The sequence below is a fragment of the Enterobacter cloacae complex sp. IR5403 genome (assembly GCF_049238705.1).
Classification (GTDB): domain Bacteria; phylum Pseudomonadota; class Gammaproteobacteria; order Enterobacterales; family Enterobacteriaceae; genus Enterobacter; species Enterobacter hormaechei_C.
Window position 1 is genome coordinate 24,829 of record NZ_JBMKHP010000009.1, and the last position, 22,100, is coordinate 46,928.

19 protein-coding genes are annotated in these 22,100 nt (G+C 56.0%); 12 read left to right on the top strand and 7 right to left on the bottom strand.

Going from position 1 to position 22,100, the window contains the following annotated elements; translation table 11 throughout:
• Position 1: 1 nt before the first annotated feature.
• Entirely contained in the window at positions 2-181 is a 180-nt protein-coding gene (locus ACOTW6_RS13940; protein WP_139152746.1) for a hypothetical protein, read from the bottom strand.
• Positions 182-256: 75 nt separating this feature from the next.
• Between ACOTW6_RS13940 and fruB the strand changes: the two genes are divergently transcribed.
• From fruB to fruA, 3 genes are read left to right on the top strand one after another with little or no spacing between them, the layout of a single operon-like run.
• Complete coding sequence (gene fruB, locus ACOTW6_RS13945) at positions 257-1,387, top strand: fused PTS fructose transporter subunit IIA/HPr protein (RefSeq protein ID WP_121478764.1); 1,131 nt, start codon at positions 257-259, stop codon at positions 1,385-1,387.
• Positions 1,387-2,325, top strand: coding sequence for a 1-phosphofructokinase (fruK, locus tag ACOTW6_RS13950; RefSeq protein ID WP_006811313.1), 939 nt, complete (start codon positions 1,387-1,389; stop codon positions 2,323-2,325). The genes fruB and fruK overlap by 1 nt, the downstream gene beginning before the upstream one ends.
• A 16-nt stretch (positions 2,326-2,341) precedes the next feature.
• Entirely contained in the window at positions 2,342-4,027 is a 1,686-nt protein-coding gene (fruA, locus tag ACOTW6_RS13955) for a PTS fructose transporter subunit IIBC (RefSeq protein ID WP_015572312.1), read from the top strand.
• Positions 4,028-4,102: 75 nt separating this feature from the next.
• Here the strand turns inward: fruA and nfo are convergent, their stop codons facing one another.
• Both nfo and ACOTW6_RS13965 read right to left on the bottom strand, forming a co-directional pair.
• A complete protein-coding gene (gene nfo / locus ACOTW6_RS13960; RefSeq protein WP_121478765.1) occupies positions 4,103-4,960 on the bottom strand; it encodes a deoxyribonuclease IV in 858 nt (285 codons plus the stop codon).
• Positions 4,961-5,024: 64 nt separating this feature from the next.
• Positions 5,025-6,071, bottom strand: a complete 1,047-nt coding sequence (locus tag ACOTW6_RS13965) for a YeiH family protein (protein WP_121478766.1) — start codon at positions 6,069-6,071, stop codon at positions 5,025-5,027.
• A gap of 97 nt (positions 6,072-6,168) precedes the next feature.
• On the opposite strand from ACOTW6_RS13965, the gene yieE reads away from it, so the two are divergent.
• Both yieE and ACOTW6_RS13975 read left to right on the top strand, forming a co-directional pair.
• Complete coding sequence (yieE, locus tag ACOTW6_RS13970) at positions 6,169-7,035, top strand: DNA-binding transcriptional regulator YeiE (RefSeq protein WP_003859337.1); 867 nt, start codon at positions 6,169-6,171, stop codon at positions 7,033-7,035.
• 170 nt (positions 7,036-7,205) lie between these two features.
• Positions 7,206-8,675, top strand: coding sequence for an amino acid permease (locus ACOTW6_RS13975; protein ID WP_006811308.1), 1,470 nt, complete (start codon positions 7,206-7,208; stop codon positions 8,673-8,675).
• Between the two features lie 54 nt (positions 8,676-8,729).
• Here ACOTW6_RS13975 and ACOTW6_RS13980 read toward each other — a convergent pair whose 3' ends face one another.
• Both ACOTW6_RS13980 and fghA read right to left on the bottom strand, forming a co-directional pair.
• Positions 8,730-10,715 (bottom strand): ligand-gated channel protein, encoded by a 1,986-nt coding sequence (locus ACOTW6_RS13980; RefSeq protein WP_121478767.1) that lies wholly within the window; start codon positions 10,713-10,715, stop codon positions 8,730-8,732.
• 268 nt (positions 10,716-10,983) lie between these two features.
• Entirely contained in the window at positions 10,984-11,811 is an 828-nt protein-coding gene (gene fghA / locus ACOTW6_RS13985) for an S-formylglutathione hydrolase (RefSeq protein WP_213789132.1), read from the bottom strand.
• 137 nt (positions 11,812-11,948) lie between these two features.
• On the opposite strand from fghA, the gene ACOTW6_RS13990 reads away from it, so the two are divergent.
• The 7 genes from ACOTW6_RS13990 to mglC all read left to right on the top strand — a co-directional run bounded on the left by ACOTW6_RS13990 (position 11,949) and on the right by mglC (position 20,142).
• Positions 11,949-13,097, top strand: coding sequence for a YbfB/YjiJ family MFS transporter (locus tag ACOTW6_RS13990; RefSeq protein ID WP_121478769.1), 1,149 nt, complete (start codon positions 11,949-11,951; stop codon positions 13,095-13,097).
• Between the two features lie 102 nt (positions 13,098-13,199).
• The gene (gene folE / locus ACOTW6_RS13995; RefSeq protein WP_047053374.1) at positions 13,200-13,868 is read left to right on the top strand and encodes a GTP cyclohydrolase I FolE; all 669 of its coding nucleotides are present in this window, start codon (positions 13,200-13,202) and stop codon (positions 13,866-13,868) included.
• A gap of 18 nt (positions 13,869-13,886) precedes the next feature.
• Complete coding sequence (gene yeiB / locus ACOTW6_RS14000; RefSeq protein WP_047053376.1) at positions 13,887-15,044, top strand: DUF418 domain-containing protein YeiB; 1,158 nt, start codon at positions 13,887-13,889, stop codon at positions 15,042-15,044.
• Positions 15,045-15,199: 155 nt separating this feature from the next.
• Positions 15,200-16,222, top strand: coding sequence for an HTH-type transcriptional regulator GalS (gene galS, locus ACOTW6_RS14005; protein ID WP_121478770.1), 1,023 nt, complete (start codon positions 15,200-15,202; stop codon positions 16,220-16,222).
• Positions 16,223-16,517: 295 nt separating this feature from the next.
• A complete protein-coding gene (gene mglB, locus ACOTW6_RS14010) occupies positions 16,518-17,516 on the top strand; it encodes a galactose/glucose ABC transporter substrate-binding protein MglB (protein ID WP_017383382.1) in 999 nt (332 codons plus the stop codon).
• Positions 17,517-17,595: 79 nt separating this feature from the next.
• Positions 17,596-19,116: a galactose/methyl galactoside ABC transporter ATP-binding protein MglA gene (gene mglA / locus ACOTW6_RS14015; protein ID WP_003859320.1), complete on the top strand. Its 1,521-nt coding sequence runs from the start codon at positions 17,596-17,598 to the stop codon at positions 19,114-19,116.
• Positions 19,117-19,131: 15 nt separating this feature from the next.
• Positions 19,132-20,142, top strand: a complete 1,011-nt coding sequence (gene mglC / locus ACOTW6_RS14020; protein WP_003859318.1) for a galactose/methyl galactoside ABC transporter permease MglC — start codon at positions 19,132-19,134, stop codon at positions 20,140-20,142.
• A 126-nt stretch (positions 20,143-20,268) separates the two neighbouring features.
• Here the strand turns inward: mglC and sanA are convergent, their stop codons facing one another.
• Both sanA and cdd read right to left on the bottom strand, forming a co-directional pair.
• Positions 20,269-20,979 (bottom strand): outer membrane permeability protein SanA, encoded by a 711-nt coding sequence (gene sanA, locus ACOTW6_RS14025; protein ID WP_003859314.1) that lies wholly within the window; start codon positions 20,977-20,979, stop codon positions 20,269-20,271.
• Positions 20,980-21,106: 127 nt separating this feature from the next.
• Positions 21,107-21,991: a cytidine deaminase gene (cdd, locus tag ACOTW6_RS14030; protein WP_121478771.1), complete on the bottom strand. Its 885-nt coding sequence runs from the start codon at positions 21,989-21,991 to the stop codon at positions 21,107-21,109.
• Positions 21,992-22,100: the final 109 nt, after the last annotated feature.

Below are 22,100 nucleotides of genomic sequence, written 5' to 3' on the forward strand. Positions count from 1 at the left end.
TTCAGTTTATCGCCGTTTCGCTGAAGCGTGCTGAACCTGTTTGCTGAACATCAGCAAAAACCTCCCGACTGAAGAAGAAATGTGCTGCACTTCTAAATTCTGCAACAAGAAATGTAACTTTTCTTGCAACCTTTTGTAGAAAAGACAAGACTTCTTGAAACGTTTCAGCGCTATCTTGCATGTCCTGACGAAGCAGGTTAGCGCTTATTTTCTCAGTTAAGCTGAAACGATTCAATTTCAGCAGGAGAGGAGAATCATGTTCCAGTTATCTGTTCAGGATATTCACCCGGGCGAACAGGCCGGAAATAAAGAAGAGGCTATTCGCCAGGTCGCCGCTGCGCTCGTGCAGGCTGGCAACGTGGCTGACGGCTACGTCAACGGCATGCTGGCGCGTGAACAGCAGACCTCCACCTTCCTCGGTAACGGTATTGCAATTCCGCACGGCACCACGGACACCCGCGATCAGGTGCTGAAAACCGGCGTGCAGGTCTTCCAGTTCCCGCAGGGCGTGCTGTGGGGCGAGGGTCAGGTGGCTTACGTGGCGATTGGCATCGCGGCCAGCGGTGACGAACACCTGGGCCTGCTGCGTCAGCTGACGCACGTGCTGAGTGATGATGCCGTCGCGGAACAGCTTAAATCCGCCACCACTGCTGAAGAGCTACGTGCCCTGCTGATGGGCGAAAAACAGAGCGAAGCGCTGAAGCTGGATAATGAAACCCTGACGCTGGACGTCGTTGCGTCCGATTTGCTGACGCTCCAGGCGCTTAACGCGGCCCGCCTGAAAGAAGTGGGAGCGGCGGATACCATTTTTGTGACGCGCGCCATCAATGATAAGCCATTAAACCTGGGTCAGGGCATCTGGCTGAACGACAGTGCTGAAGGCAACCTGCGTAGCGCTATCGCGGTCAGCCGTGCTGCGGTTGCCTTTGAGACAGACGGCGAACGCGCCGCGATGCTGGTAACGGTTGCCATGGCGGACGATCAGCCGGTTTCCGTGCTGAAGCGTCTGGGCGATCTGCTGCTGAACAATAAAGCTGAAAAACTGCTGAGCGCAGACGCGGCGACGGTGCTGGCCCTGCTGACCAGCGACGATGCGCTGACGGATGACCTGCTGAGTGCAGAGTACGTGGTGCGTAACGAACACGGCCTGCATGCCCGTCCGGGCACCATGCTGGTGAACACCATTAAACAATTTGAAAGTGAGATCACCGTGACCAATCTGGACGGTTCGGGTAAACCAGCCAACGGGCGCAGCCTGATGAAAGTTGTCGCGCTGGGCGTGAAGAAAGGCCATCGTCTGCGCTTTACCGCGCAGGGTGCGGATGCTGAACAGGCGCTGAAAGCGATTGGCGACGCCATCGCGGCCGGTCTGGGGGAGGGCGCATAATGAGCAGACGTGTTGCGACCATTACGCTGAACCCGGCTTACGATCTGGTGGGCTTCTGCCCGGAAATTGAGCGTGGCGAAGTTAACCTGGTGCGGACGACCGGCCTGCATGCCGCAGGGAAAGGGATTAACGTGGCGAAGGTGCTGAAAGATCTCGGCATCGACGTCACCGTTGGCGGTTTCCTCGGTAAAGACAACCAAGACGGTTTTCAGCAGTTGTTCAGTGAACTGGGCATCGCTAACCGTTTTCAGGTTGTGCAGGGCCGTACCCGCATCAACGTTAAGCTGACCGAGAAAGACGGTGAAGTGACCGATCTGAACTTCTCCGGCTTCGAAGTGACCCCGGCTGACTGGGAGCGCTTTGTTGCCGATTCCCTGAGCTGGCTGGGCCAGTTTGACATGGTGTGCGTCAGCGGCAGTCTGCCGTCCGGCGTCAGCCCGGAAGCGTTCACCGACTGGATGACGCGCCTGCGCAGCCAGTGCCCGTGCATTATTTTCGACAGCAGCCGCGACGCGCTGGTCGCCGGTCTGAAAGCCTCGCCATGGCTGGTTAAGCCTAACCGCCGCGAACTGGAGATCTGGGCGGGCCGTAAGCTGCCAGAATTAAAGGATGTGATTGACGCTGCCCATGCGCTGCGCGAGCAGGGTATCGCTCATGTGGTGATTTCGCTGGGTGCAGAAGGTGCCCTGTGGGTTAACGCCTCCGGGGAATGGATTGCCAAACCGCCTTCAATGGAGGTGGTCAGCACCGTAGGTGCCGGGGATTCGATGGTTGGCGGTCTGATCTACGGTCTGCTGATGCGCGAATCCAGCGAACATACCTTACGTCTTGCTACCGCCGTTGCGGCCCTGGCCGTGAGCCAGAGCAATGTCGGTATTACCGATCGTACCCAGTTAGCCGCGATGATGGCGCGCGTTGACTTAAAACCTTTTAACTAACAGCAGGAGAGGAATAATGAAAACGCTGCTGATCATTGACTCCGGTCTCGGACAGGCTCGTGCCTATATGGCGAAGACCCTGCTGGGCGCGGCGGCACAAAAAGCGCACCTGGATATCATTGATAACCCGGGTGATGCTGAAATGGCGATTGTTCTGGGCGACAAAATCCCCGCGGACAGCGCCCTGAACGGCAAAAAAGTGTGGCTGGGTGATATTAATCGCGCGGTGGCACACCCTGAACTGTTTCTGAGCGAAGCAAAAGGTCATGCTACGGTTTACAGCGCACCAGTGGAGGCGGCGCCGGTTGCCGCCGCTGGGCCGAAACGCATTGTTGCGGTAACGGCCTGCCCGACAGGTGTGGCGCACACCTTTATGGCGGCTGAAGCCATTGAAACCGAAGCGAAAAAACGTGGCTGGTGGGTGAAGGTTGAAACCCGCGGCTCTGTTGGTGCGGGCAATGCCATCACGCCGGAAGAGGTGGCGGAAGCCGATCTGGTGATTGTGGCGGCGGATATCGAAGTGGATCTGGCGAAGTTTGCCGGCAAGCCGATGTACCGTACCTCTACCGGCCTGGCGCTGAAGAAGACCGCGCAGGAGTTTGATAAGGCGCTGGCAGAGGCCAAACCGTATCAGGCAACCGGTGCGGCTAAAACTGCGACTGAAGGGAAAAAAGAGTCTGCGGGCGCGTATCGTCACCTGCTGACCGGCGTATCCTACATGCTGCCGATGGTGGTGGCGGGCGGCCTGTGTATTGCGCTCTCCTTCGCCTTTGGTATCGAGGCGTTTAAAGAGCCGGGCACGCTGGCGGCCGCGTTGATGCAGATTGGCGGCGGCTCCGCGTTTGCGCTGATGGTGCCGGTGCTGGCGGGCTTTATCGCCTTTTCCATTGCTGACCGTCCGGGTCTGACGCCGGGTCTTATCGGCGGTATGCTCGCCGTGAGCACTGGTTCTGGCTTTATCGGCGGTATCATTGCCGGTTTCCTCGCCGGTTATGTGGCGAAGCTGATCAGCTCGAAGCTGAAGCTGCCGCAGAGTATGGAGGCGCTGAAACCTATCCTGATCATCCCGCTGATTTCCAGCCTGGTGGTCGGTCTGGCGATGATTTACCTGATTGGTAAGCCAGTCGCGGGCATTCTGGAAGGTCTGACCCACTGGCTGCAAACCATGGGGACGGCGAACGCGGTGCTGCTGGGCGCAATCCTCGGCGGTATGATGTGTACCGACATGGGTGGTCCGGTGAACAAAGCGGCATATGCGTTTGGCGTTGGCCTGCTGAGTACCCAGACCTACGCGCCGATGGCGGCGATCATGGCGGCCGGTATGGTGCCTCCGCTGGCGCTCGGTCTGGCGACGATTATTGCCCGCCGTAAGTTCGATAAAGCGCAGCAGGAAGGCGGTAAAGCGGCGCTGGTGCTGGGCCTGTGCTTCATCACCGAAGGCGCAATCCCGTTTGCGGCACGCGATCCAATGCGTGTTCTGCCGTGCTGTATCGTGGGTGGTGCGGTGACGGGGGCTATCTCCATGGCGGTAGGTGCGAAACTGATGGCGCCGCACGGCGGTCTGTTCGTCCTGCTGATCCCTGGCGCCATCACGCCGGTGCTGGGTTATCTGCTGGCGATTGTTGCCGGTACGCTGGTGGCAGGCCTGTCTTACGCGGTGCTGAAGCGCCCGGAAGCGGAAGTGGTCGCAAAAGCAGCCTAAAAGCGGTGTCGGGGGGCGGCTTCGCCTGACCCGACCTGCAAAAAGAGCCGGGGCGCGTTACGCACCCGGCTTTTTTTATGCCGTCTGTTCAGCGGTTTGCTGCGCCTTCAGCCAGGCAATCTCTTCCGCCCAGATATCCGGATTGATGGTTTCCAGCACCATTGGAATGCCGTCGAAGCGGGCATCCTGCATGATAAAGCGGAACGCATCGTGGCCGATATTGCCTTCGCCCAGGCTGTGATGGCGGTCAACGCGACTGCCGAACGCGCTTTTCGCATCGTTTAAGTGCATACCGCGAAGGTATTTAAAACCGACAACACGCTCGAACTCCTCGAAGGTATTTTTTGTGGCCTCGGTTGTGCGCAGGTCATAACCGGCCGCAAACGCGTGGCAGGTATCAATGCACACGCCCACGCGGGATTTGTCTTCCACGCCGTCGATGATCGCCGCCAGATGCTCAAACTTAAAGCCGAGGTTGCTGCCCTGACCCGCGGTATTCTCAATCACCGCCGTCACGCCCTGGGTTTTATCCAGCGTGATGTTAATTGACTCGGCAATGCGCGCCAGACAGGCGTCTTCGTCAATCTGCATCAGATGGCTGCCGGGATGGAAGTTCAGCAGCGTCAGCCCCAGCTGTTCACAGCGCTGAACTTCATCCAGGAACGCTTCGCGGGATTTTTCCAGCGCCTCGGCAACCGGGTGGCCGAGGTTAATCAGATAGCTGTCATGGGGAAGGATTTGGCCAGGCCCGTAGCCGTATTTCTCACAGGCGGCTTTGAAGTCATTAATCACTTCCGCGGTGAGGGGAGCTGCGCGCCACTGGCGCTGGTTTTTGGTGAACAGGGCGAAAGCGGTCGCCTCGATTTCGGCGGCGCGAATGGCGGCGTTCGCAAGGCCACCGGCAGCGCTGACGTGCGCTCCAACATATTTCATAAAAAGACTCCTGTTAACCCGAAATGCCTATGATAACGGGTTAACAGGAGAAGGACGAGATGGTTTATGCCAACAGGCTGTGTACCGCAAGGTTAATCGCACCGCCGCCAACGATCAGCCAGATGAACAGCACCAGCGCCATCAGCAGCGGTTTCGCACCGGCTTTTTTCAGCGCGCTGACGTGAGTGGTGACCCCCAGTGCCGCCATGGCCATCGCCAGCAGTACGGTATCAAGCGTCACCAGCATATCCACCATCGCTTTTGGCAGCAGGTGGAAAGAGTTGAAGACAGCGACCACGATGAACAGGATGGCAAACCACGGAATAGTGATTTTGCTCTTCTCGTTGCCGCCAGCCGGAGCCAGCTGTTTAACACGGGCCGCCAGGAAAATCAGGAACGGCGCCAGCATCATCACGCGCAGCATTTTGGCAATGACCGCCGCGTTTTCGGCTTCCGGGTTAATGGCGTGACCTGCCGCCACCACCTGCGCCACTTCGTGCATGGTTGAGCCGATATAAATGCCGTAGGTTTCCGGACTAAACCAGTGCGCCACCAGCGGATACATGGCCGGATACAGGAAGATCGCCAGCGTACCGAAGATAACTACCGTTGCGACGGCAACCGTGACTTTACTGGCTTCGGCTTTAACGACGGGTTCTGTTGCCAGTACCGCCGCCGCGCCGCAGATGCTGCTGCCCGCACCGATCAGCCAGCTGGTCTGTTTGTCCAGGCCAAAGATCTTCTGGCCGATAAAGCACGCCAGTAAAAAGGTGCTTGAAAGGGTCAGGACGTCAATGGCAATCCCGCTGACACCCACATCCGCAATCTGCGAAAAGGTGAGACGGAAGCCATAAAGGATGATCCCGAGACGTAATAAATGCTGCTTGGCGAAAATCACGCCGCCGTCGCAGGATTTCCAGATGTGCGGGTAAACGGTGTTCCCGACCACCATGCCGAGCAGAATGGCCAGCGTTAACGCGCTGAAACCTGCACCGGCGACCGCCGGAATACTACCGCCCCATAAGGCCGCGCCGGTGACGACGGCGCTGAGCGCGAGACCCGGCACGAAGTGCCACACTGTACGATGATGTTGTAAGGTGATTTCTGACATAACCTTCTCCTTTGTCTGGCTAAAGGTTACGGCGCTCTGGCTTAAAAATAAAATTGATTATATATTTATAATCAATCTTTATAAGTGGTAAGCAACCATGCACATTACATTGCGTCAGCTGGAAGTTTTTGCCGAGGTGCTGAAAAGCGGCTCGACAACCCAGGCGTCACAAATGCTGGCGCTCTCGCAGTCCGCCGTTAGCGCGGCCTTGACCGATCTTGAAGGGCAACTGGGCGTCCAGCTTTTCGACAGGGTAGGCAAGCGGCTGGTGGTGAACGAACATGGCCGCCTGCTGTACCCGCGTGCCCTGGCCTTGCTGGAGCAGGCGACGGAGATCGAACAGCTGTTCCGCGAGGACAACGGCGCTATTCGTGTCTACGCCAGCAGCACGATCGGTAACTACATCCTGCCGGAAGTGATTGCCCGCTACCGCCGGGATTTTCCGACCCTGCCGCTGGAAATGAGCGTCGGCAACAGCCAGGACGTGATCAACGCGGTGATCGATTTCCGCGTGGACATCGGGCTTATCGAAGGGCCGTGCCATAACGTGGATATCATTGCGGAACCCTGGCTGGAGGATGAGCTGGTGGTGTTTGCCTCCCCGGCTTCTTCTTTACTCCAGGGCGAGGTGACGCTGGAGCGTCTGGCGCAGGCGCAGTGGATCCTGCGAGAGCAGGGCTCCGGCACGCGTGAGATTGTCGATTATCTGCTGCTGTCCCATCTGCCGCAGTTCCAGTTAGGGATGGAGTTAGGTAACTCCGAGGCGATTAAGCATGCGGTGCGTCATGGCCTGGGCATTAGCTGTCTTTCCCGACGGGTGATTGCCGAACAGCTGGAAACCGGCTCACTGGTTGAGATCCCCGTTCCGCTGCCGAAGCTGGTGCGCACGCTGTGGTGCATCCATCATCGTCAGAAACACCTTTCCAGCTCGCTCCAGCGTTTTCTGCGTTACTGCGAGATGTAAAAGCGCCCCTCACCCTGGCCCTCTCCCCAAAGGAGAGAGGGAAAAATTATGCTTTACTTATAATCCTGGCCGAGTCATGAAGCTCTCTTATAACTGAGCATTTCTGCCGGAAGCAACGCAGATCGTCTGCTACAATCGCGCCTCATTTATTGAATGGACAGCATTTTCACATGGTTTCAGAAACTAAAACCACAGAAGCGCCCGCGCTACGTCGCGCACTTAAGGCGCGTCACCTGACGATGATCGCCATTGGCGGCTCCATCGGTACGGGTCTTTTCGTTGCCTCTGGCGCAACAATTTCGGCAGCCGGCCCGGGTGGGGCATTATTCTCTTATATCCTGATTGGCCTGATGGTCTACTTTCTGATGACCAGCCTGGGTGAACTGGCGGCATACATGCCGGTGTCTGGTTCGTTTTCGACCTACGGACAAAAATACGTTGAGGAAGGCTTCGGCTTCGCGCTGGGCTGGAACTACTGGTACAACTGGGCGGTGACCATCGCCGTTGACCTCGTCGCCGCACAGCTGGTAATGACCTGGTGGTTCCCGGACACGCCAGGCTGGATCTGGAGCGCCCTGTTCCTGGCGGTCATCTTCCTGCTGAACTACATCTCCGTGCGCGGCTTTGGCGAAGCGGAATACTGGTTCTCTTTGATTAAAGTGGCAACCGTCATCATCTTTATCGTCGTCGGTGTGGCGATGATCGTTGGTATTTTCAAAGGGGCTGAACCGGCGGGCTGGAGCAACTGGACGATAGGCGATGCGCCGTTTGCCGGGGGCTTCTCGGCGATGATTGGCGTGGCGATGATTGTCGGCTTCTCCTTCCAGGGCACGGAGCTGATTGGTATTGCGGCTGGTGAATCCGAAAACCCGGAGAAGAACATTCCGCGCGCGGTGCGTCAGGTGTTCTGGCGTATCCTGCTGTTCTATGTGTTCGCGATCCTGATTATCAGCCTGATCATTCCGTATACCGACCCAAGCCTGCTGCGTAACGACGTAAAAGACATCAGCGTCAGCCCGTTCACGCTGGTCTTCCAGCACGCGGGTCTGCTCTCTGCGGCGGCGGTGATGAACGCGGTGATCCTGACGGCGGTACTGTCTGCGGGTAACTCCGGGATGTACGCCTCCACTCGTATGCTCTACACCCTGGCCTGCGACGGTAAAGCGCCGCGTATTTTCTCGAAACTGTCTCGCGGTGGCGTGCCACGCAACGCGCTGTATGCGACCACGGTGATTGCGGGTCTCTGTTTCCTGACCTCCATGTTCGGCAACCAGACGGTCTACCTGTGGCTGCTTAACACCTCTGGTATGACGGGCTTCATTGCCTGGCTGGGCATTGCCATCAGCCACTACCGTTTCCGTCGCGGGTACGTCAAGCAGGGGCATGATCTGAATAATCTGCCGTACCGGTCAGGGTTCTTCCCGCTGGGGCCGATCTTCGCCTTCGTTCTGTGCCTGATCATTACCCTGGGTCAGAACTATGAGGCCTTCCTTGCGGACACCATTGACTGGGGCGCCGTCACGGCCACCTATATTGGCATTCCGCTGTTCCTGATCATCTGGTTTGGCTACAAACTGACGAAAGGAACACGCTTCGTTCGCTACAGTGAAATGGATTTCCCGGAACGATTTAAACAATAACCGCACTTCCTCTCTTTTAGCCCGCTCAGTTGAGCGGGCTTTTTTATGGGCAGATCAGAAGCTGTAGGTCATGCCAACGGTATAGCGACGGCCATCCAGCACGGTGTCATACGTATCGTAGTCAATCTGCTTATCAAGCACGTTATACACACCGGCAGTAACCAGCAGGTTTTTGTTGGCGTTGTAGCGCATACCGACATCAACCTGAGTGTAGGACGGCGTACCCTGGGACATTGACGTGCGGCTCAGGTACTCAGACGTTTTACCGCGCAGGTTCAGACGGCTCCAGAAACCGACATCGGGTGTCGCCTGCCAGTCCAGGGTGGTGTTGAACATGTGTTTCGGCATTTTGTTCAGTGGTTTGCCGGAGAACTGGCCGCTCTTCTGCTCAGACTCCGTATAGGTGTAGTTTGCAGTCCAGTTCACATCGCGCGTGATCTTCCACCCGAAGGAGGACTCCACGCCGCGCATGTTGGCTTTGTCCACGTTGACGCGATCGCTGACGAAATCATAGCTGTGATCGCCAATCGTACAGGCAGGATCGGCGCTGCTGTTACAGCGGCGAACTTCCGTAATTTTGTCCTTGAAGTCGGTATTAAACAGCGTCACCCCGGCATTGAGGTTATCGTTGTTATCCCAGAGCAGGGCGAGCTCTTCGCTCAGGCTCTTCTCTGGTTTCAGATCCGGGTTGCCGACGATGATACCGTCTAGACGGCCGCCACCCGTTACCTGGCCCCAGCTGGCAGACGACTGACGCAGATCCGGCGCACGATAGCCCGCAGAAACCCCGCCTTTTAACGTCCACTGATCGGCCAGGTGCCATACGCCGTAACCGCGCGGCGTCCAGTTAGTACCGTAGTTTTGGTCTTTGTCCATACGCAGGCCGCCGGTCAACGTAAAGCTTTCCGTCATTGACCATTCATCTTCGGCAAACAGGGCCCAGCTCCAGCGCGTCAGTTTGTTCAGGCCGTCAGCTGCTTCCAGCTGATTACCGTTGTCGCGCAGTTTCTCATAGCGATACTGCCCGCCGAGGGTCAACGTATGATCGCCGAGGAAAATCTGGTTCTGGTTGTTGAAGGTGGTGTTATAGGAGCGCATTTCGCGACCTGGATTATTGGTCTCTTCCTGCTGGATATAGCTGGTGGTATTGAAGTCGTCGTAATAACCACTGTGGGTTAACGAGTAGGTCGTGTGCTCATAGCGCGAGTCGCTTTTGGTATTTGGCTTACAGGTCGTTCCCCGGCAGGTTTCAGCCGCTTTCGACATCCCCGGGGTGCTGTTTCTGTCCTGAAGCTCGCGAGCAAAGTCGAGGTCGAAATCGTTCTTCTCGTCCGGCGTGAAGTTCAGCGTAATGCCACCGTTACGCATTTTCTGCTCGTTATAGCCGTTCACGATTTTATCTTCGGCGCGGCGTGACAACAGCCCCGTCACTTTTGCGCCCAGCAGTCCGTCGATCAGGGGACCAGAGGCGTAGGCGTTGGTCTGGAAGATATCGCCGGAATCATGGTTTTCCTGGAAGGTTGCATCGCCATGCAACGAACCGGTCCAGGCTTTGGTGTTCGAGACTTTTTTGGTAATGACGTTAATGACGCCACCCATCGCATCGGAGCCGTAAAGCGAGGACATCGGGCCGCGGATGACCTCGATGCGCTCAATGGACTCCAGCGGCGGCAGCCAGCCTTGTTCAATACCCGAGTTGTCGCTGTTGGGGCGGGTGCTTCGCGTACTGACGCGTTTGCCGTTCACCAGGAACAGGGTGTACTGAGAGGCCATGCCGCGAATACTGATATCACTGCTGCTCCCGCCGCCAGTGACGACAACGCCCGGGACGTCTCTCAGGGCATCGGTAACATCACGGTAGGCTTTATCTTCAATCTGCTGTTTTGAAATCACAGAGATGGAGGCGGGGGCATTCTGGATTTTTTGTTCAAAACCCGTCGCGGTGACGACAACGGTGTCCTGATCGGCTGCGTGAACGAAGGGGGAACATGTGGCAGCGCCAATGGCGACGGCCAGGAGCTTAATGCGCGGTATTGTCATTTGTACATTCCGTATATAAATGAATAAAACTCCATCGGGATAACCCTGAGAACTGTATGATTTTGTCTTGTAAGAACTCTTTGAGATGGAGAAGAGCCTGGAATTGTACAAAAGAATGTAGAATTGTAAACACAAATGATAATTGAAATCATTTGTGTTTGAGTGAGGGCGACGGAAAACAGGCTGGATTCAAGAGGATAGAAGTATGTAAAGAGGGGGAGGGGAATGACCCGGCAGGCAGGAGGCGCTACCGGGCAAAAGGCGGAACTTACCTGAACAGATGCTCCGCATGGAAGCGGAGATGATCCTCAATAAAGGACGCCATGAAGTAATAGCTGTGGTCGTATCCCGGCTGAATGCGCAGCGTCAGCGGCCAGTCCTTCTGGCGCGCGGCTTCCGCCAGCACCGCAGGCTGTAACTGCCCGGCGAGGAACTGATCGGCATCACCCTGATCCACCAGCATCGGGATAGCGTCTTCTGGCTGGCTTGCCAGCATCAGCGCGCAGCTGTCCCATTCCTGCCATTTTTCTGCATCTTCACCCAGATAGTGCGTAAAAGCTTTTTGCCCCCATGGCACCTGCGTTGGGTTAACAATCGGCGCAAATGCGGACACGCTGGTGTATTTCCCCGGATTTTTCAGCGCCATTATCAGCGCCCCGTGGCCACCCATTGAATGTCCGCTTATCGCGCAGCGCTCGCTGACCGCGAACTGAGAGTGCACCAGGGCAGGCAGTTCATCGCGAATGTAGTCATACATGCGGTAATGGCTCGCCCACGGCTGCTCGGTGGCGTTGAGATAAAATCCGGCGCCTTTACCTAAATCGTAACCGGCATCGTCGGCCACGTCATCGCCACGCGGGCTGGTATCTGGCATCACCAGCGCAATGCCCAGTTCGGCGGCAATACGCTGGGCACCCGCTTTGGTGGTGAAGTTTTCGTCGTTGCAGGTCAGGCCTGAAAGCCAGTACAGCACCGGTGGATTGTCCGCAGGGGGCAGGAAAATGCTGAACGTCATAGCACAATTCAGCGCGGTGGAGTCGTGCCGCCAGCGCTGCTGTCGACCTTCAAAACAACGATGCTCTTCGAGCAGTTCCATGCAGGGCTCCTTATACGAAAGACTATTCATAAAACGCATAATACAGAGTTTTCATTGACCTGTGAGCAACTTTCACTTTCGCAGGACGGCGAGATGTTGCATCATTAATTTACTTTTCTTTAACAATTGGAGCGATCATGGCGCTGCGTATCGCGCTCAGCGGATTTGTGGTTCTGGTCGTGGCGATGGGGATAGGGCGCTTCGCCTTCACGCCTCAGGTGCCGCTGATGATGGCCGCCGGGCAACTCACGCTCACCAGCGCGGGGCTGGTGGCGGCAATGAACTATCTGGGTTATCTGGTAGGGGCATGGGATGCCATGCGCGCCCATCGCTTCGTTGAAACACGTCTCTGGCTTGGCATCATTGGCGCGGTGGCGCTGACGCTGCTCTCCGCGGCGGCAGAGAATGCCGTCGTTCACGGCCTGCTGCGCTTTGTGATTGGCTGCATGAGCGGCTGGTCGATGGTGCTGATTGCCGCCTGGACCAACGAGCGGCTGGGGCAGCTGGGCAAACCGGGGCTAAGTGCGGCCGTCTTTGCCGGACCCGGGGCAGGCATTGCCCTGAGCGGCCTGCTGGCGGTCTATATTCAGGCGAAAACCTTGTCCGCCGGGGCGGCATGGCAAATCTACGGCGTACTGGCGCTGGTGCTGATTGTGCTGGTGGCGCGCTACCTGCCGCGCGCGGGTCAGCTTCATCGCCCTGGTACCGCGCCTGAGCCGTTGCTGCTGACTGCGGATCTCAGGCGTCTGGTCTGGAGCTACAGCCTGGCAGGATTCGGCTATATCCTCCCGGCGACCTTTTTATCGCAAATGGCGGCGGTGCGTTTTCCCGGCAGCCTGTTTGCCCAGTTTGTCTGGCCGATATTTGGCGCCGCCTCGGTGGTGGGAATTGCGCTCAGTATTGCCCTGCGGCATACATCAAGCGCTAACCGCAGGCTGGCGATAGTTCTCTGGTTACAGGGGATTGGCGTGCTGGCGGCCTGGCTGCTGCCGGGCATAGGCGGCTTGCTGACGGGTGGGCTACTGGTAGGCGGCGGATTCCTCTGCGCCGTGCAGCTCTCTCTTTTGTACGGTCGCGAGCTGGCGCCAGACCATACGCGTTATATGGCGGGACTGCTCACCACCGGGTATGCCATTGGTCAGCTGGTGGGTCCGGTCACGTCGGCACTGTCGACCTGGCTCACGCACCGGCTGGAACCTGCGCTGGGGCTGGCGGGGATCGCGCTGTTCGTTGGCGGAGCGTTAGTCTGGAACCGTCAGGCTGAAAGGCAACAGCAATTGCAATAATTATCGTCGTGAATACTGGATTATGTGCGTCGCCTCACGCACAATGAGCGCACACTTTTGCCACAACGAGGGCAAAAGACGCCACACCTGCAGGAGAAAAGAATGTCATCACTCAGTAAAGAAGCAGCCCTTGTCCATGAAGCGCTGGTTGCGCGCGGTCTTGAAACGCCACTGCGCCCGCCCGTGCAGGAACTGGACAATGATACCCGCAAGCGTCTGATCGCCGGCCATATGACGGAGATCATGCAACTGCTGAATCTCGATCTGAGCGACGACAGCCTGATGGAGACGCCGCACCGCATCGCGAAGATGTACGTCGACGAAATTTTCTCCGGCCTGGATTACGCGAACTTCCCGAAAATCACCGTCATTGAAAATAAGATGAAGGTCGATGAGATGGTGACGGTACGCGATATCACGCTGACCAGCACCTGCGAGCATCACTTTGTGACCATCGATGGTAAAGCGACGGTGGCCTATATTCCAAAAGATACGGTCATTGGCCTGTCCAAGATCAACCGCATCGTGCAGTTCTTTGCCCAGCGTCCGCAGGTGCAGGAACGTCTGACGCAGCAGATCCTGACCGCACTGCAAACTCTGTTGGGTACTAACAACGTGGCGGTGTCGATCGACGCGGTGCACTACTGCGTGAAAGCGCGCGGCGTGCGTGATGCAACCAGCGCAACCACCACCACTTCGCTGGGCGGCCTGTTCAAATCGAGCCAGAACACCCGCCAGGAGTTCCTGCGCGCCGTGCGTCACCACAACTAATCAGACAGGGCAGGGACCATGGAGCGAAACGTCACGCTCGATTTTGTACGCGGCGTCGCCATTCTCGGTATCCTGCTGCTGAATATCAGCGCCTTCGGCCTGCCGAAGGCCGCCTATCTGAATCCTGCGTGGTATGGCGACATCACGCGCAGCGACGCCTGGACGTGGGCAATCCTCGATCTCTTTGCACAGGTTAAATTCCTGACCCTCTTTGCGCTTCTGTTTGGCGCGGGACTTCAGCTTCTCCTCAAACGCGGTACGCGCTGGATCCAGTCGCGTTTAACGCTGCTGGTTATCCTCGGCTTTATTCATGGGCTACTTTTCTGGGACGGCGATATCCTGCTCGCGTATGGTCTGGTGGGCCTGATTTGCTGGCGGCTGATCCGCGACGCGCCCGGTGTGAAAAGCCTGTTTAACACCGGCGTGATGCTCTATGTCATGGGACTGGCCGTGTTATTGCTGCTTGGCATGATTGCCGATGATTCCACCCGTCGTTCATGGGTCCCGGATGCGGCCAACCTGCAATATGAGCAGTTCTGGAAGCTGAAAGGCGGCATGGAAGCGATAGGCAACCGGGCCGATATGCTCGGCGATAACCTGCTGGCGCTGGGCGCGCAATACGGCTGGCAGCTGGCGGGGATGATGCTGATGGGCGCAGCCCTGATGCGCACCGGCTGGCTGAAAGGGGAATTTAGCCTGCGACACTATCGTCGCACGGGAGCAGGGCTGGTGCTGCTCGGCGTGATCATCAACCTCCCGGCGGTGATGATGCAGTGGCATCTTCAATGGGATTACCGCTGGTGTGCGTTCCTGTTGCAGGTGCCGCGCGAACTGAGCGCGCCGTTCCAGACCATTGGCTATGCGGCGTTGATCTATGGCTTCTGGCCCCAGCTTTCTCGCCTGTGGATCGTCAGTGCGGTGGCCTGTGTTGGACGGATGGCGTTAAGCAATTACATTCTGCAAACGCTGATATGCACCACGCTTTTCTACCGATTCGGCCTGTTTATGAAATTCGACCGCCTGACGCTGCTGGCGTTTGTTATTCCGGTCTGGATTGTTAACGTGGTGTTTTCGGTTGTCTGGCTGCGTTTTTTCCGCCAGGGCCCGCTGGAATGGGCATGGCGACGGTTAACCGCCCGTGCTTCGGGCGTGTCATTGCGTAATACATCCAGATAACGATCTGGATCACAATCATTAACAAAACGGATGTAAGCGTTTTCATCTGTGTGAGCTTCTTCACGTAGTCTCCTCTCTCTCGCTGCCAGAATAGCCACCTTGCTAAACACAGGGGGTGTCTGTGAGTTGCTGCAATCCTTTAAAGGGTGGTGAATATGATCACCATTCGTGACGTCGCCCGCCAGGCGGGTGTTTCTGTTGCTACTGTCTCCCGCGTGCTGAACAACAGTGCGCTGGTCAGCCCTGAAACGCGTGAAACCGTAATGAAAGCCGTGACCCAACTGGGATACCGGCCAAACGCCAATGCCCAGGCGCTGGCGACGCAGGTCAGCGATACCATTGGCGTAGTGGTGATGGACGTGTCGGACGCCTTCTTCGGCGCGCTGGTCAAAGCGGTGGACGTCGTTGCCCAGCAGCACCAGAAATATGTGCTGATTGGCAACAGCTATCACGAGGCTGAAAAAGAGCGTTATGCCATTGAGGTACTGATCCGCCAGCGCTGTAACGCCCTGATTGTGCACTCTAAAGCCCTGAGCGATGAAGAGCTGGCCGGGTTTATGGAGCAGATCCCCGGCATGGTGCTGATCAACCGTATCGTCCCCGGCTACGCGCACCGCTGCGTCGGTCTGGATAACAGCAGCGGCGCGATGATGGCGACGCGGATGCTCATCAGCAACGGCCATCAGCGCATTGGTTATCTGGCCTCCAGCCACGGTATTGAAGACGACATGATGCGCCGCGAGGGCTGGCAAAACGCCCTGAAAGAGCAGGGCATCGCGCCGCTGGAAAGCTGGGTAGGTACCGGTTCGCCGGACATGCAGGGCGGTGAAGCGGCAATGGTGGAACTGCTGGGGCGTAATCTTCAGCTGACGGCCGTGTTTGCCTATAACGACAGCATGGCGGCAGGTGCGCTTACCGCGCTGAAAGATAATGGCATTGCGGTGCCGCAGCATTTATCGCTGATCGGTTTTGATGATATCCCCATTGCCCGTTACACCGATCCGCAGCTGACAACAGTGCGTTACCCCATTGCGTCGATGGCGAAACTGGCGACAGAGCTGGCGTTACAGGGGGCGGCAGGGCTGTTAGATCCTGACGCAACGCATTGTTTTATGCCGACTTTAGTACGCCGCCATTCGGTCGCTATCCGGCAAACTGTGGCTCCGATCACTAACTGAAAACATCACGTGATGTAACCGTTTTCAATCTGTGAGTAAATTCACAGTATCTTAACAAGCCGCTGTCTATGATGTCAGCGTTTTAGGGGCTGAAACACAATGTAACGGTGATTATTCACTTTTACCGTTACCAGAATGCCTCAAACAACGAATAAAACGCATTTCTGGAGCGTTACCGAACACGGAAGCTGGACATTTTATAAGTGAACTTCGGCGATCAGTAACGTTTTATTAACATCTGCCCGCCGACCGTTTTCCACAAGAACTACCCTGCATAAAAAAAACCGGAGATACCATGAATAAGAAGGTGTTGACTCTGTCTGCTGTCATGGCAAGCATGCTTTTTGGCGCAGCAGCACACGCAGCGGATACCCGTATTGGCGTGACTATCTATAAATACGACGACAACTTCATGTCCGTTGTGCGTAAAGCAATTGAAAAAGATGCTAAATCAGCGCCAGACGTGCAGCTGCTGATGAATGACTCCCAGAATGACCAGTCCAAACAGAACGATCAGATTGACGTTCTTCTGGCAAAAGGCGTGAAAGCGCTGGCTATCAACCTGGTTGACCCGGCTGCGGCAGGTACGGTGATCGAGAAAGCGCGCGGCCAGAACGTGCCAATTGTCTTCTTCAACAAAGAACCTTCCCGTAAGGCGCTGGACAGCTACGACAAAGCGTATTACGTGGGTACCGACTCCAAAGAGTCCGGGATTATCCAGGGCGATCTGATTGCGAAACACTGGGCGGCGAACCCAAACTGGGATCTGAACAAAGATGGTCAGATTCAGTTCGTTCTTCTGAAAGGCGAACCGGGCCATCCGGATGCTGAAGCACGTACCACCTACGTTATTAAAGAGCTGAACGACAAGGGCCTGAAAACCCAGCAGCTGGCGTTAGACACCGCAATGTGGGACACCGCTCAGGCGAAAGATAAGATGGATGCGTGGCTGTCCGGCCCTAACGCCAACAAAATTGAAGTGGTCATCGCCAACAACGATGCAATGGCAATGGGGGCGGTAGAAGCGCTGAAAGCCCACAACAAATCCGCCATTCCTGTATTCGGTGTGGATGCCCTGCCAGAAGCGCTGGCGCTGGTGAAATCTGGCGCGATGGCCGGTACCGTACTGAACGATGCCAACAACCAGGCGAAAGCCACCTTCGATCTGGCGAAAAACCTGGCCGATGGTAAAGGCGCCGCTGACGGGACTAACTGGAAAATTGACAACAAAATCGTTCGCGTTCCTTACGTGGGCGTAGACCAGTCCAACCTGGCTGAGTTTATCGGTAAATAAGTTATCTGCATTGTCTTCACTGGGCGCAATTCGTTGCGCCCTTTTATAACGCGATATGCGAGGCCAACAAGGTATAATTATGGTCAGCACAACTACTCAGTCGTCCGGTGAATACTTGTTGGAAATGACCGGTGTCAACAAGTCATTCCCCGGTGTTAAGGCGCTCGATAATGTTAATTTAAAAGTTCGTCCTCACTCTATTCATGCACTTATGGGTGAAAACGGGGCGGGTAAATCAACATTATTAAAATGCCTTTTTGGGATCTATCAAAAAGATTCTGGCAGCATTCTTTTTCAGGGAAAAGAGATCGACTTCCATTCAGCGAAAGAAGCGCTGGAGAACGGTATCTCGATGGTACACCAGGAATTAAACCTGGTTCTGCAACGTTCAGTTATGGATAATATGTGGTTGGGTCGTTATCCAACCAAAGGTGTCTTTGTCGATCAGGATAAAATGTATCGCGACACCAAAGCCATTTTTGATGAGCTGGATATTGATATCGACCCGCGCGCCCGCGTCGGGACATTATCCGTTTCCCAGATGCAGATGATCGAAATTGCCAAAGCGTTCTCCTATGATGCGAAAATCGTGATCATGGATGAACCGACATCGTCATTAACGGAAAAAGAGGTTAACCACCTTTTTACCATTATTCGTAAGCTGAAAGATCGCGGCTGCGGCATTGTCTATATCTCACATAAAATGGAAGAGATCTTCCAGCTGTGCGATGAAATCACCATCCTGCGCGACGGCCAGTGGATTGCCACCCAGCCGCTGGAAGGGCTGGACATGGACAAGATTATCGCCATGATGGTTGGCCGTTCCCTGAACCAGCGCTTCCCGGATAAAGAAAACAAGCCAGGCGAAGTGATTCTGGAGGTGCGTAACCTGACCTCGCTGCGTCAGCCGTCTATCCGCGATGTCTCTTTCGATCTGCACAAGGGGGAGATCCTTGGTATCGCAGGGCTGGTGGGCGCTAAGCGCACCGATATCGTGGAAACCCTGTTTGGTATCCGTGAGAAAGCCGAAGGCACCATTACGCTGCACGGTAAGAAGATCAACAACCACAACGCCAACGAAGCCATTAATAATGGCTTTGCGCTGGTGACGGAAGAGCGTCGTTCCACCGGTATTTACGCTTATCTGGATATTAACTTTAACTCGTTAATTTCTAATATTCGCAATTACAAAAACAAAGTCGGGCTGCTGGATAATTCCCGCATGAAGAGCGATACCCAGTGGGTGATTGACTCCATGCGCGTGAAAACGCCGGGCCACCGCACGCAAATTGGCTCACTCTCGGGAGGGAACCAGCAGAAAGTCATTATTGGTCGCTGGCTATTAACCCAGCCTGAAATTCTGATGCTGGATGAACCTACGCGCGGTATCGACGTGGGTGCAAAATTTGAGATCTACCAGCTGATCGCCGAGCTGGCGAAAAAAGATAAAGGGATCATTATTATTTCTTCCGAAATGCCGGAATTGTTAGGGATCACAGACCGTATTCTGGTTATGAGCAATGGTCTCGTTGCCGGTATTGTTGAAACCAAAACGACAACGCAAAACGAAATTTTGCGTCTTGCGTCTTTGCACCTTTAAGATCAGGGGCTCCTCATGAGTGCGTTAAATAAAAAAAGTTTTCTCACTTATCTGAAAGAAGGCGGTATTTACGTTGTTCTTTTAGTCTTGCTGGCGATTATTATTTTCCAGGACCCTACGTTCTTAAGTCTGCTGAACTTGAGTAACATTCTGACCCAGTCTTCCGTCCGTATTATTATCGCGCTTGGCGTGGCGGGGCTTATCGTTACCCAGGGGACTGACCTTTCGGCAGGGCGCCAGGTGGGTCTGGCGGCGGTCATTGCGGCAACCCTGTTGCAGTCGATGGAAAACGCCAACAAGGTGTTCCCGGAGATGGCGACCATGCCGATTTTCGTGGTGATCCTGATCGTGTGCGCCATCGGCGCGGTAATTGGCCTGATTAACGGCATCATCATTGCTTACCTGAACGTGACGCCATTCATCACCACGCTGGGCACGATGATCATCGTTTATGGTATCAACTCCCTGTACTACGATTTCGTCGGCGCGTCTCCAATCTCTGGCTTCGACAGCGGCTTCTCGACCTTCACGCAGGGGTTTGTTGCGCTGGGCAGCTTCCGTCTCTCCTACATCACCTTCTATGCGCTGATTGCCGTGGCGTTCGTCTGGATCCTGTGGAACAAAACCCGCTTCGGTAAAAACATCTTTGCTATCGGCGGTAACCCGGAAGCGGCGAAAGTCTCCGGGGTCAACGTGGCTCTGAACCTGCTGATGATTTATGCCCTGTCCGGTGTGTTCTACGCCTTCGGCGGGATGCTGGAAGCAGGCCGTATCGGCTCTGCAACCAACAACCTCGGCTTTATGTATGAACTGGATGCGATTGCGGCCTGCGTGGTTGGCGGCGTCTCCTTCAGCGGCGGCGTGGGGACCGTGCTGGGCGTGGTGACCGGTGTGATCATCTTCACCGTTATCAACTACGGCCTGACCTACATCGGCGTGAACCCGTACTGGCAGTACATCATCAAGGGCGCCATCATCATCTTCGCGGTTGCGCTGGATTCACTGAAGTACGCGCGTAAGAAGTAAGATCTTCAGAATGAAAAGGCCCGCTCACGTAGCGGGCCTTTTTTTGCCCGGTGGCGCGACGCGTACCGGGCCTACAAAATCGCGATCGTAGGTCGGGTAAGGCGAAGCCGCCACCCGACAAAGTTATTACTTCTTCTGAATTTCCAGCAACTGCTCTGGCGTTACCGCCGGATAACCCTGCGCATCCTCCGGCACTTCGTGCATCGTTGGGATCGGCACCAGCGGGCCTAAAAAGCGCGGTTCACGTTTGAATAAGTACAGGTCAGCCAGCGCGCCAAAACGAGCGCCAAACTCACGTACGCGCACGCTCAGCATATCCTTTGGCGATGGCACCGCATAACACTGCGCCTGAATGCCCATATGCAGGGCGATAAACAGCGCCCGCTCGCAGTGGAAACGCTGGGTAATGATGATGAAATCATTGGTGTCGAACACCTTGCGGGTACGCACGATGGAATCAAGCGTGCGGAATCCGGCGTAGTCGAGCACGATATCAGCCGGGTCGACGCCTGCGGCAATCAGATCTTTGCGCATCGTCACCGGCTCGTTATAGCTTTGCAGCGCGTTATCGCCGCTCAGCAGCAGATAGTTCACCTTGCCGCTGTTATAGGCGTTCAGCGCGCCCTGAATACGATACCGGTAATACTGATTTATGACGCCGGTGCGGTAATACTTGGCGGTGCCAAGCACCACGCCAACCTGACGGTAGGGGAGATCCTGTAGGTCATCAAAAATGTAGGGGGCTGTTTTCCAGCTCATCCAGCGGTCGAGACCCAGCACGATCAACAGCAGTATGCCGACCAGGACAGACAGGCTGTAAAACACGCGCTTTAACATGCAGATGGCTCGTACCGATGATGAAATTTCCCTCAGGGTACTGTACCCGCCTGGTTAGCGCAAGAAACAGCGATTCAACTGAGGGGTTTTTCGTCAGACTGGCGGGCAACGCTGCCCGCCGAACAGATTATGCCAGCAGCACGCGGTCGATGGTTGAACAGCCCAGCGCTTTCAGCGTGGCTGCGGTCGCGTCCCACTGGATCAGCGGCGCATCGGCCTTTTCAGCCAGGATTGCACGCTGAATATCCGGGTAGTCATACCCGTTCAGGCTAAGCAGGTTCAGGGCACCCTGGAGCGGAGGCAGCGTCGGGTTAAACGCGGCGTTCTCTGCATAGCTGCCGGTGAAGATGCGGCTGTCGCGGCACTGAAGGGCGACGCCGCTTGGAGATTTGCTGTATGGCGTGTGGCTTTTATTGGCAGCGGCAATGGCCGCTTCGCTCAGCTCATCCCCCGAGAGCGCATAACCGTGGTCCTGCTCGTCCATCAGCAGGGTTTTGATCTCAAGATCTTTCGGGCCGAAAGCATCCGGCAGGTAATCACCCAGCGTATGCGGTGCGCGTCCCGGCAGGTTGATACGCAGTTCAAGACCGCTGTTCAGCTCATTCATAAACTGGCGGCAGTGGCCGCAAGGGGTATAGTTGACGGTGATGGCGCGCAGGGCTTTTTCGCCGCGTAGCCAGGCGTGACTGATGGCGCTCTGCTCCGCGTGGACGGTTTGCTGCATGGTCGCACCGAGAAACTCCATGTTTCCGCCGAAGTACCAGGTCCCGCTCACGCCGCGCGCAATTGCGCCTACGTTAAAATGGGAAAGGTCAGCGCGGGCGCAGGCAGCCGCCAGGGGCAGCATGGCGAAAGCCAGCGCGTCTTCGTCCAGCCCCGTTGCCTGTTTAAGGGTCGTGACCTGATCTGCCGTCAGCAGGGCGGGGAAATGCACATCCGCCAGAACCGGAGCCAGGGCTGATTGCAAATTCTCTGCAAGCTGAGAGAAAGCAGCTTGAAAACGTGGATGCATGACGTTGCCTCATCAAGGTTAATGGATCGGTAGTGTACGGAGCCGTACGGCCTTTATATGTGATCCAAGTCTCATTATGTGTGCAACTTATGAAATGAAAATGAAATTT

Coding starts and splice junctions, on each gene's coding strand:
- ACOTW6_RS13940 (WP_139152746.1), bottom strand. CDS start 181: ATGCAAGATAGCGCTGAAACGTTTCAAGAAGTCTTGTCTTTTCTACAA.
- fruB (WP_121478764.1), top strand. CDS start 257: ATGTTCCAGTTATCTGTTCAGGATATTCACCCGGGCGAACAGGCCGGA.
- fruK (WP_006811313.1), top strand. CDS start 1,387: ATGAGCAGACGTGTTGCGACCATTACGCTGAACCCGGCTTACGATCTG.
- fruA (WP_015572312.1), top strand. CDS start 2,342: ATGAAAACGCTGCTGATCATTGACTCCGGTCTCGGACAGGCTCGTGCC.
- nfo (WP_121478765.1), bottom strand. CDS start 4,960: ATGAAATATGTTGGAGCGCACGTCAGCGCTGCCGGTGGCCTTGCGAAC.
- ACOTW6_RS13965 (WP_121478766.1), bottom strand. CDS start 6,071: ATGTCAGAAATCACCTTACAACATCATCGTACAGTGTGGCACTTCGTG.
- yieE (WP_003859337.1), top strand. CDS start 6,169: ATGCACATTACATTGCGTCAGCTGGAAGTTTTTGCCGAGGTGCTGAAA.
- ACOTW6_RS13975 (WP_006811308.1), top strand. CDS start 7,206: ATGGTTTCAGAAACTAAAACCACAGAAGCGCCCGCGCTACGTCGCGCA.
- ACOTW6_RS13980 (WP_121478767.1), bottom strand. CDS start 10,715: ATGACAATACCGCGCATTAAGCTCCTGGCCGTCGCCATTGGCGCTGCC.
- fghA (WP_213789132.1), bottom strand. CDS start 11,811: ATGGAACTGCTCGAAGAGCATCGTTGTTTTGAAGGTCGACAGCAGCGC.
- ACOTW6_RS13990 (WP_121478769.1), top strand. CDS start 11,949: ATGGCGCTGCGTATCGCGCTCAGCGGATTTGTGGTTCTGGTCGTGGCG.
- folE (WP_047053374.1), top strand. CDS start 13,200: ATGTCATCACTCAGTAAAGAAGCAGCCCTTGTCCATGAAGCGCTGGTT.
- yeiB (WP_047053376.1), top strand. CDS start 13,887: ATGGAGCGAAACGTCACGCTCGATTTTGTACGCGGCGTCGCCATTCTC.
- galS (WP_121478770.1), top strand. CDS start 15,200: ATGATCACCATTCGTGACGTCGCCCGCCAGGCGGGTGTTTCTGTTGCT.
- mglB (WP_017383382.1), top strand. CDS start 16,518: ATGAATAAGAAGGTGTTGACTCTGTCTGCTGTCATGGCAAGCATGCTT.
- mglA (WP_003859320.1), top strand. CDS start 17,596: ATGGTCAGCACAACTACTCAGTCGTCCGGTGAATACTTGTTGGAAATG.
- mglC (WP_003859318.1), top strand. CDS start 19,132: ATGAGTGCGTTAAATAAAAAAAGTTTTCTCACTTATCTGAAAGAAGGC.
- sanA (WP_003859314.1), bottom strand. CDS start 20,979: ATGTTAAAGCGCGTGTTTTACAGCCTGTCTGTCCTGGTCGGCATACTG.
- cdd (WP_121478771.1), bottom strand. CDS start 21,991: ATGCATCCACGTTTTCAAGCTGCTTTCTCTCAGCTTGCAGAGAATTTG.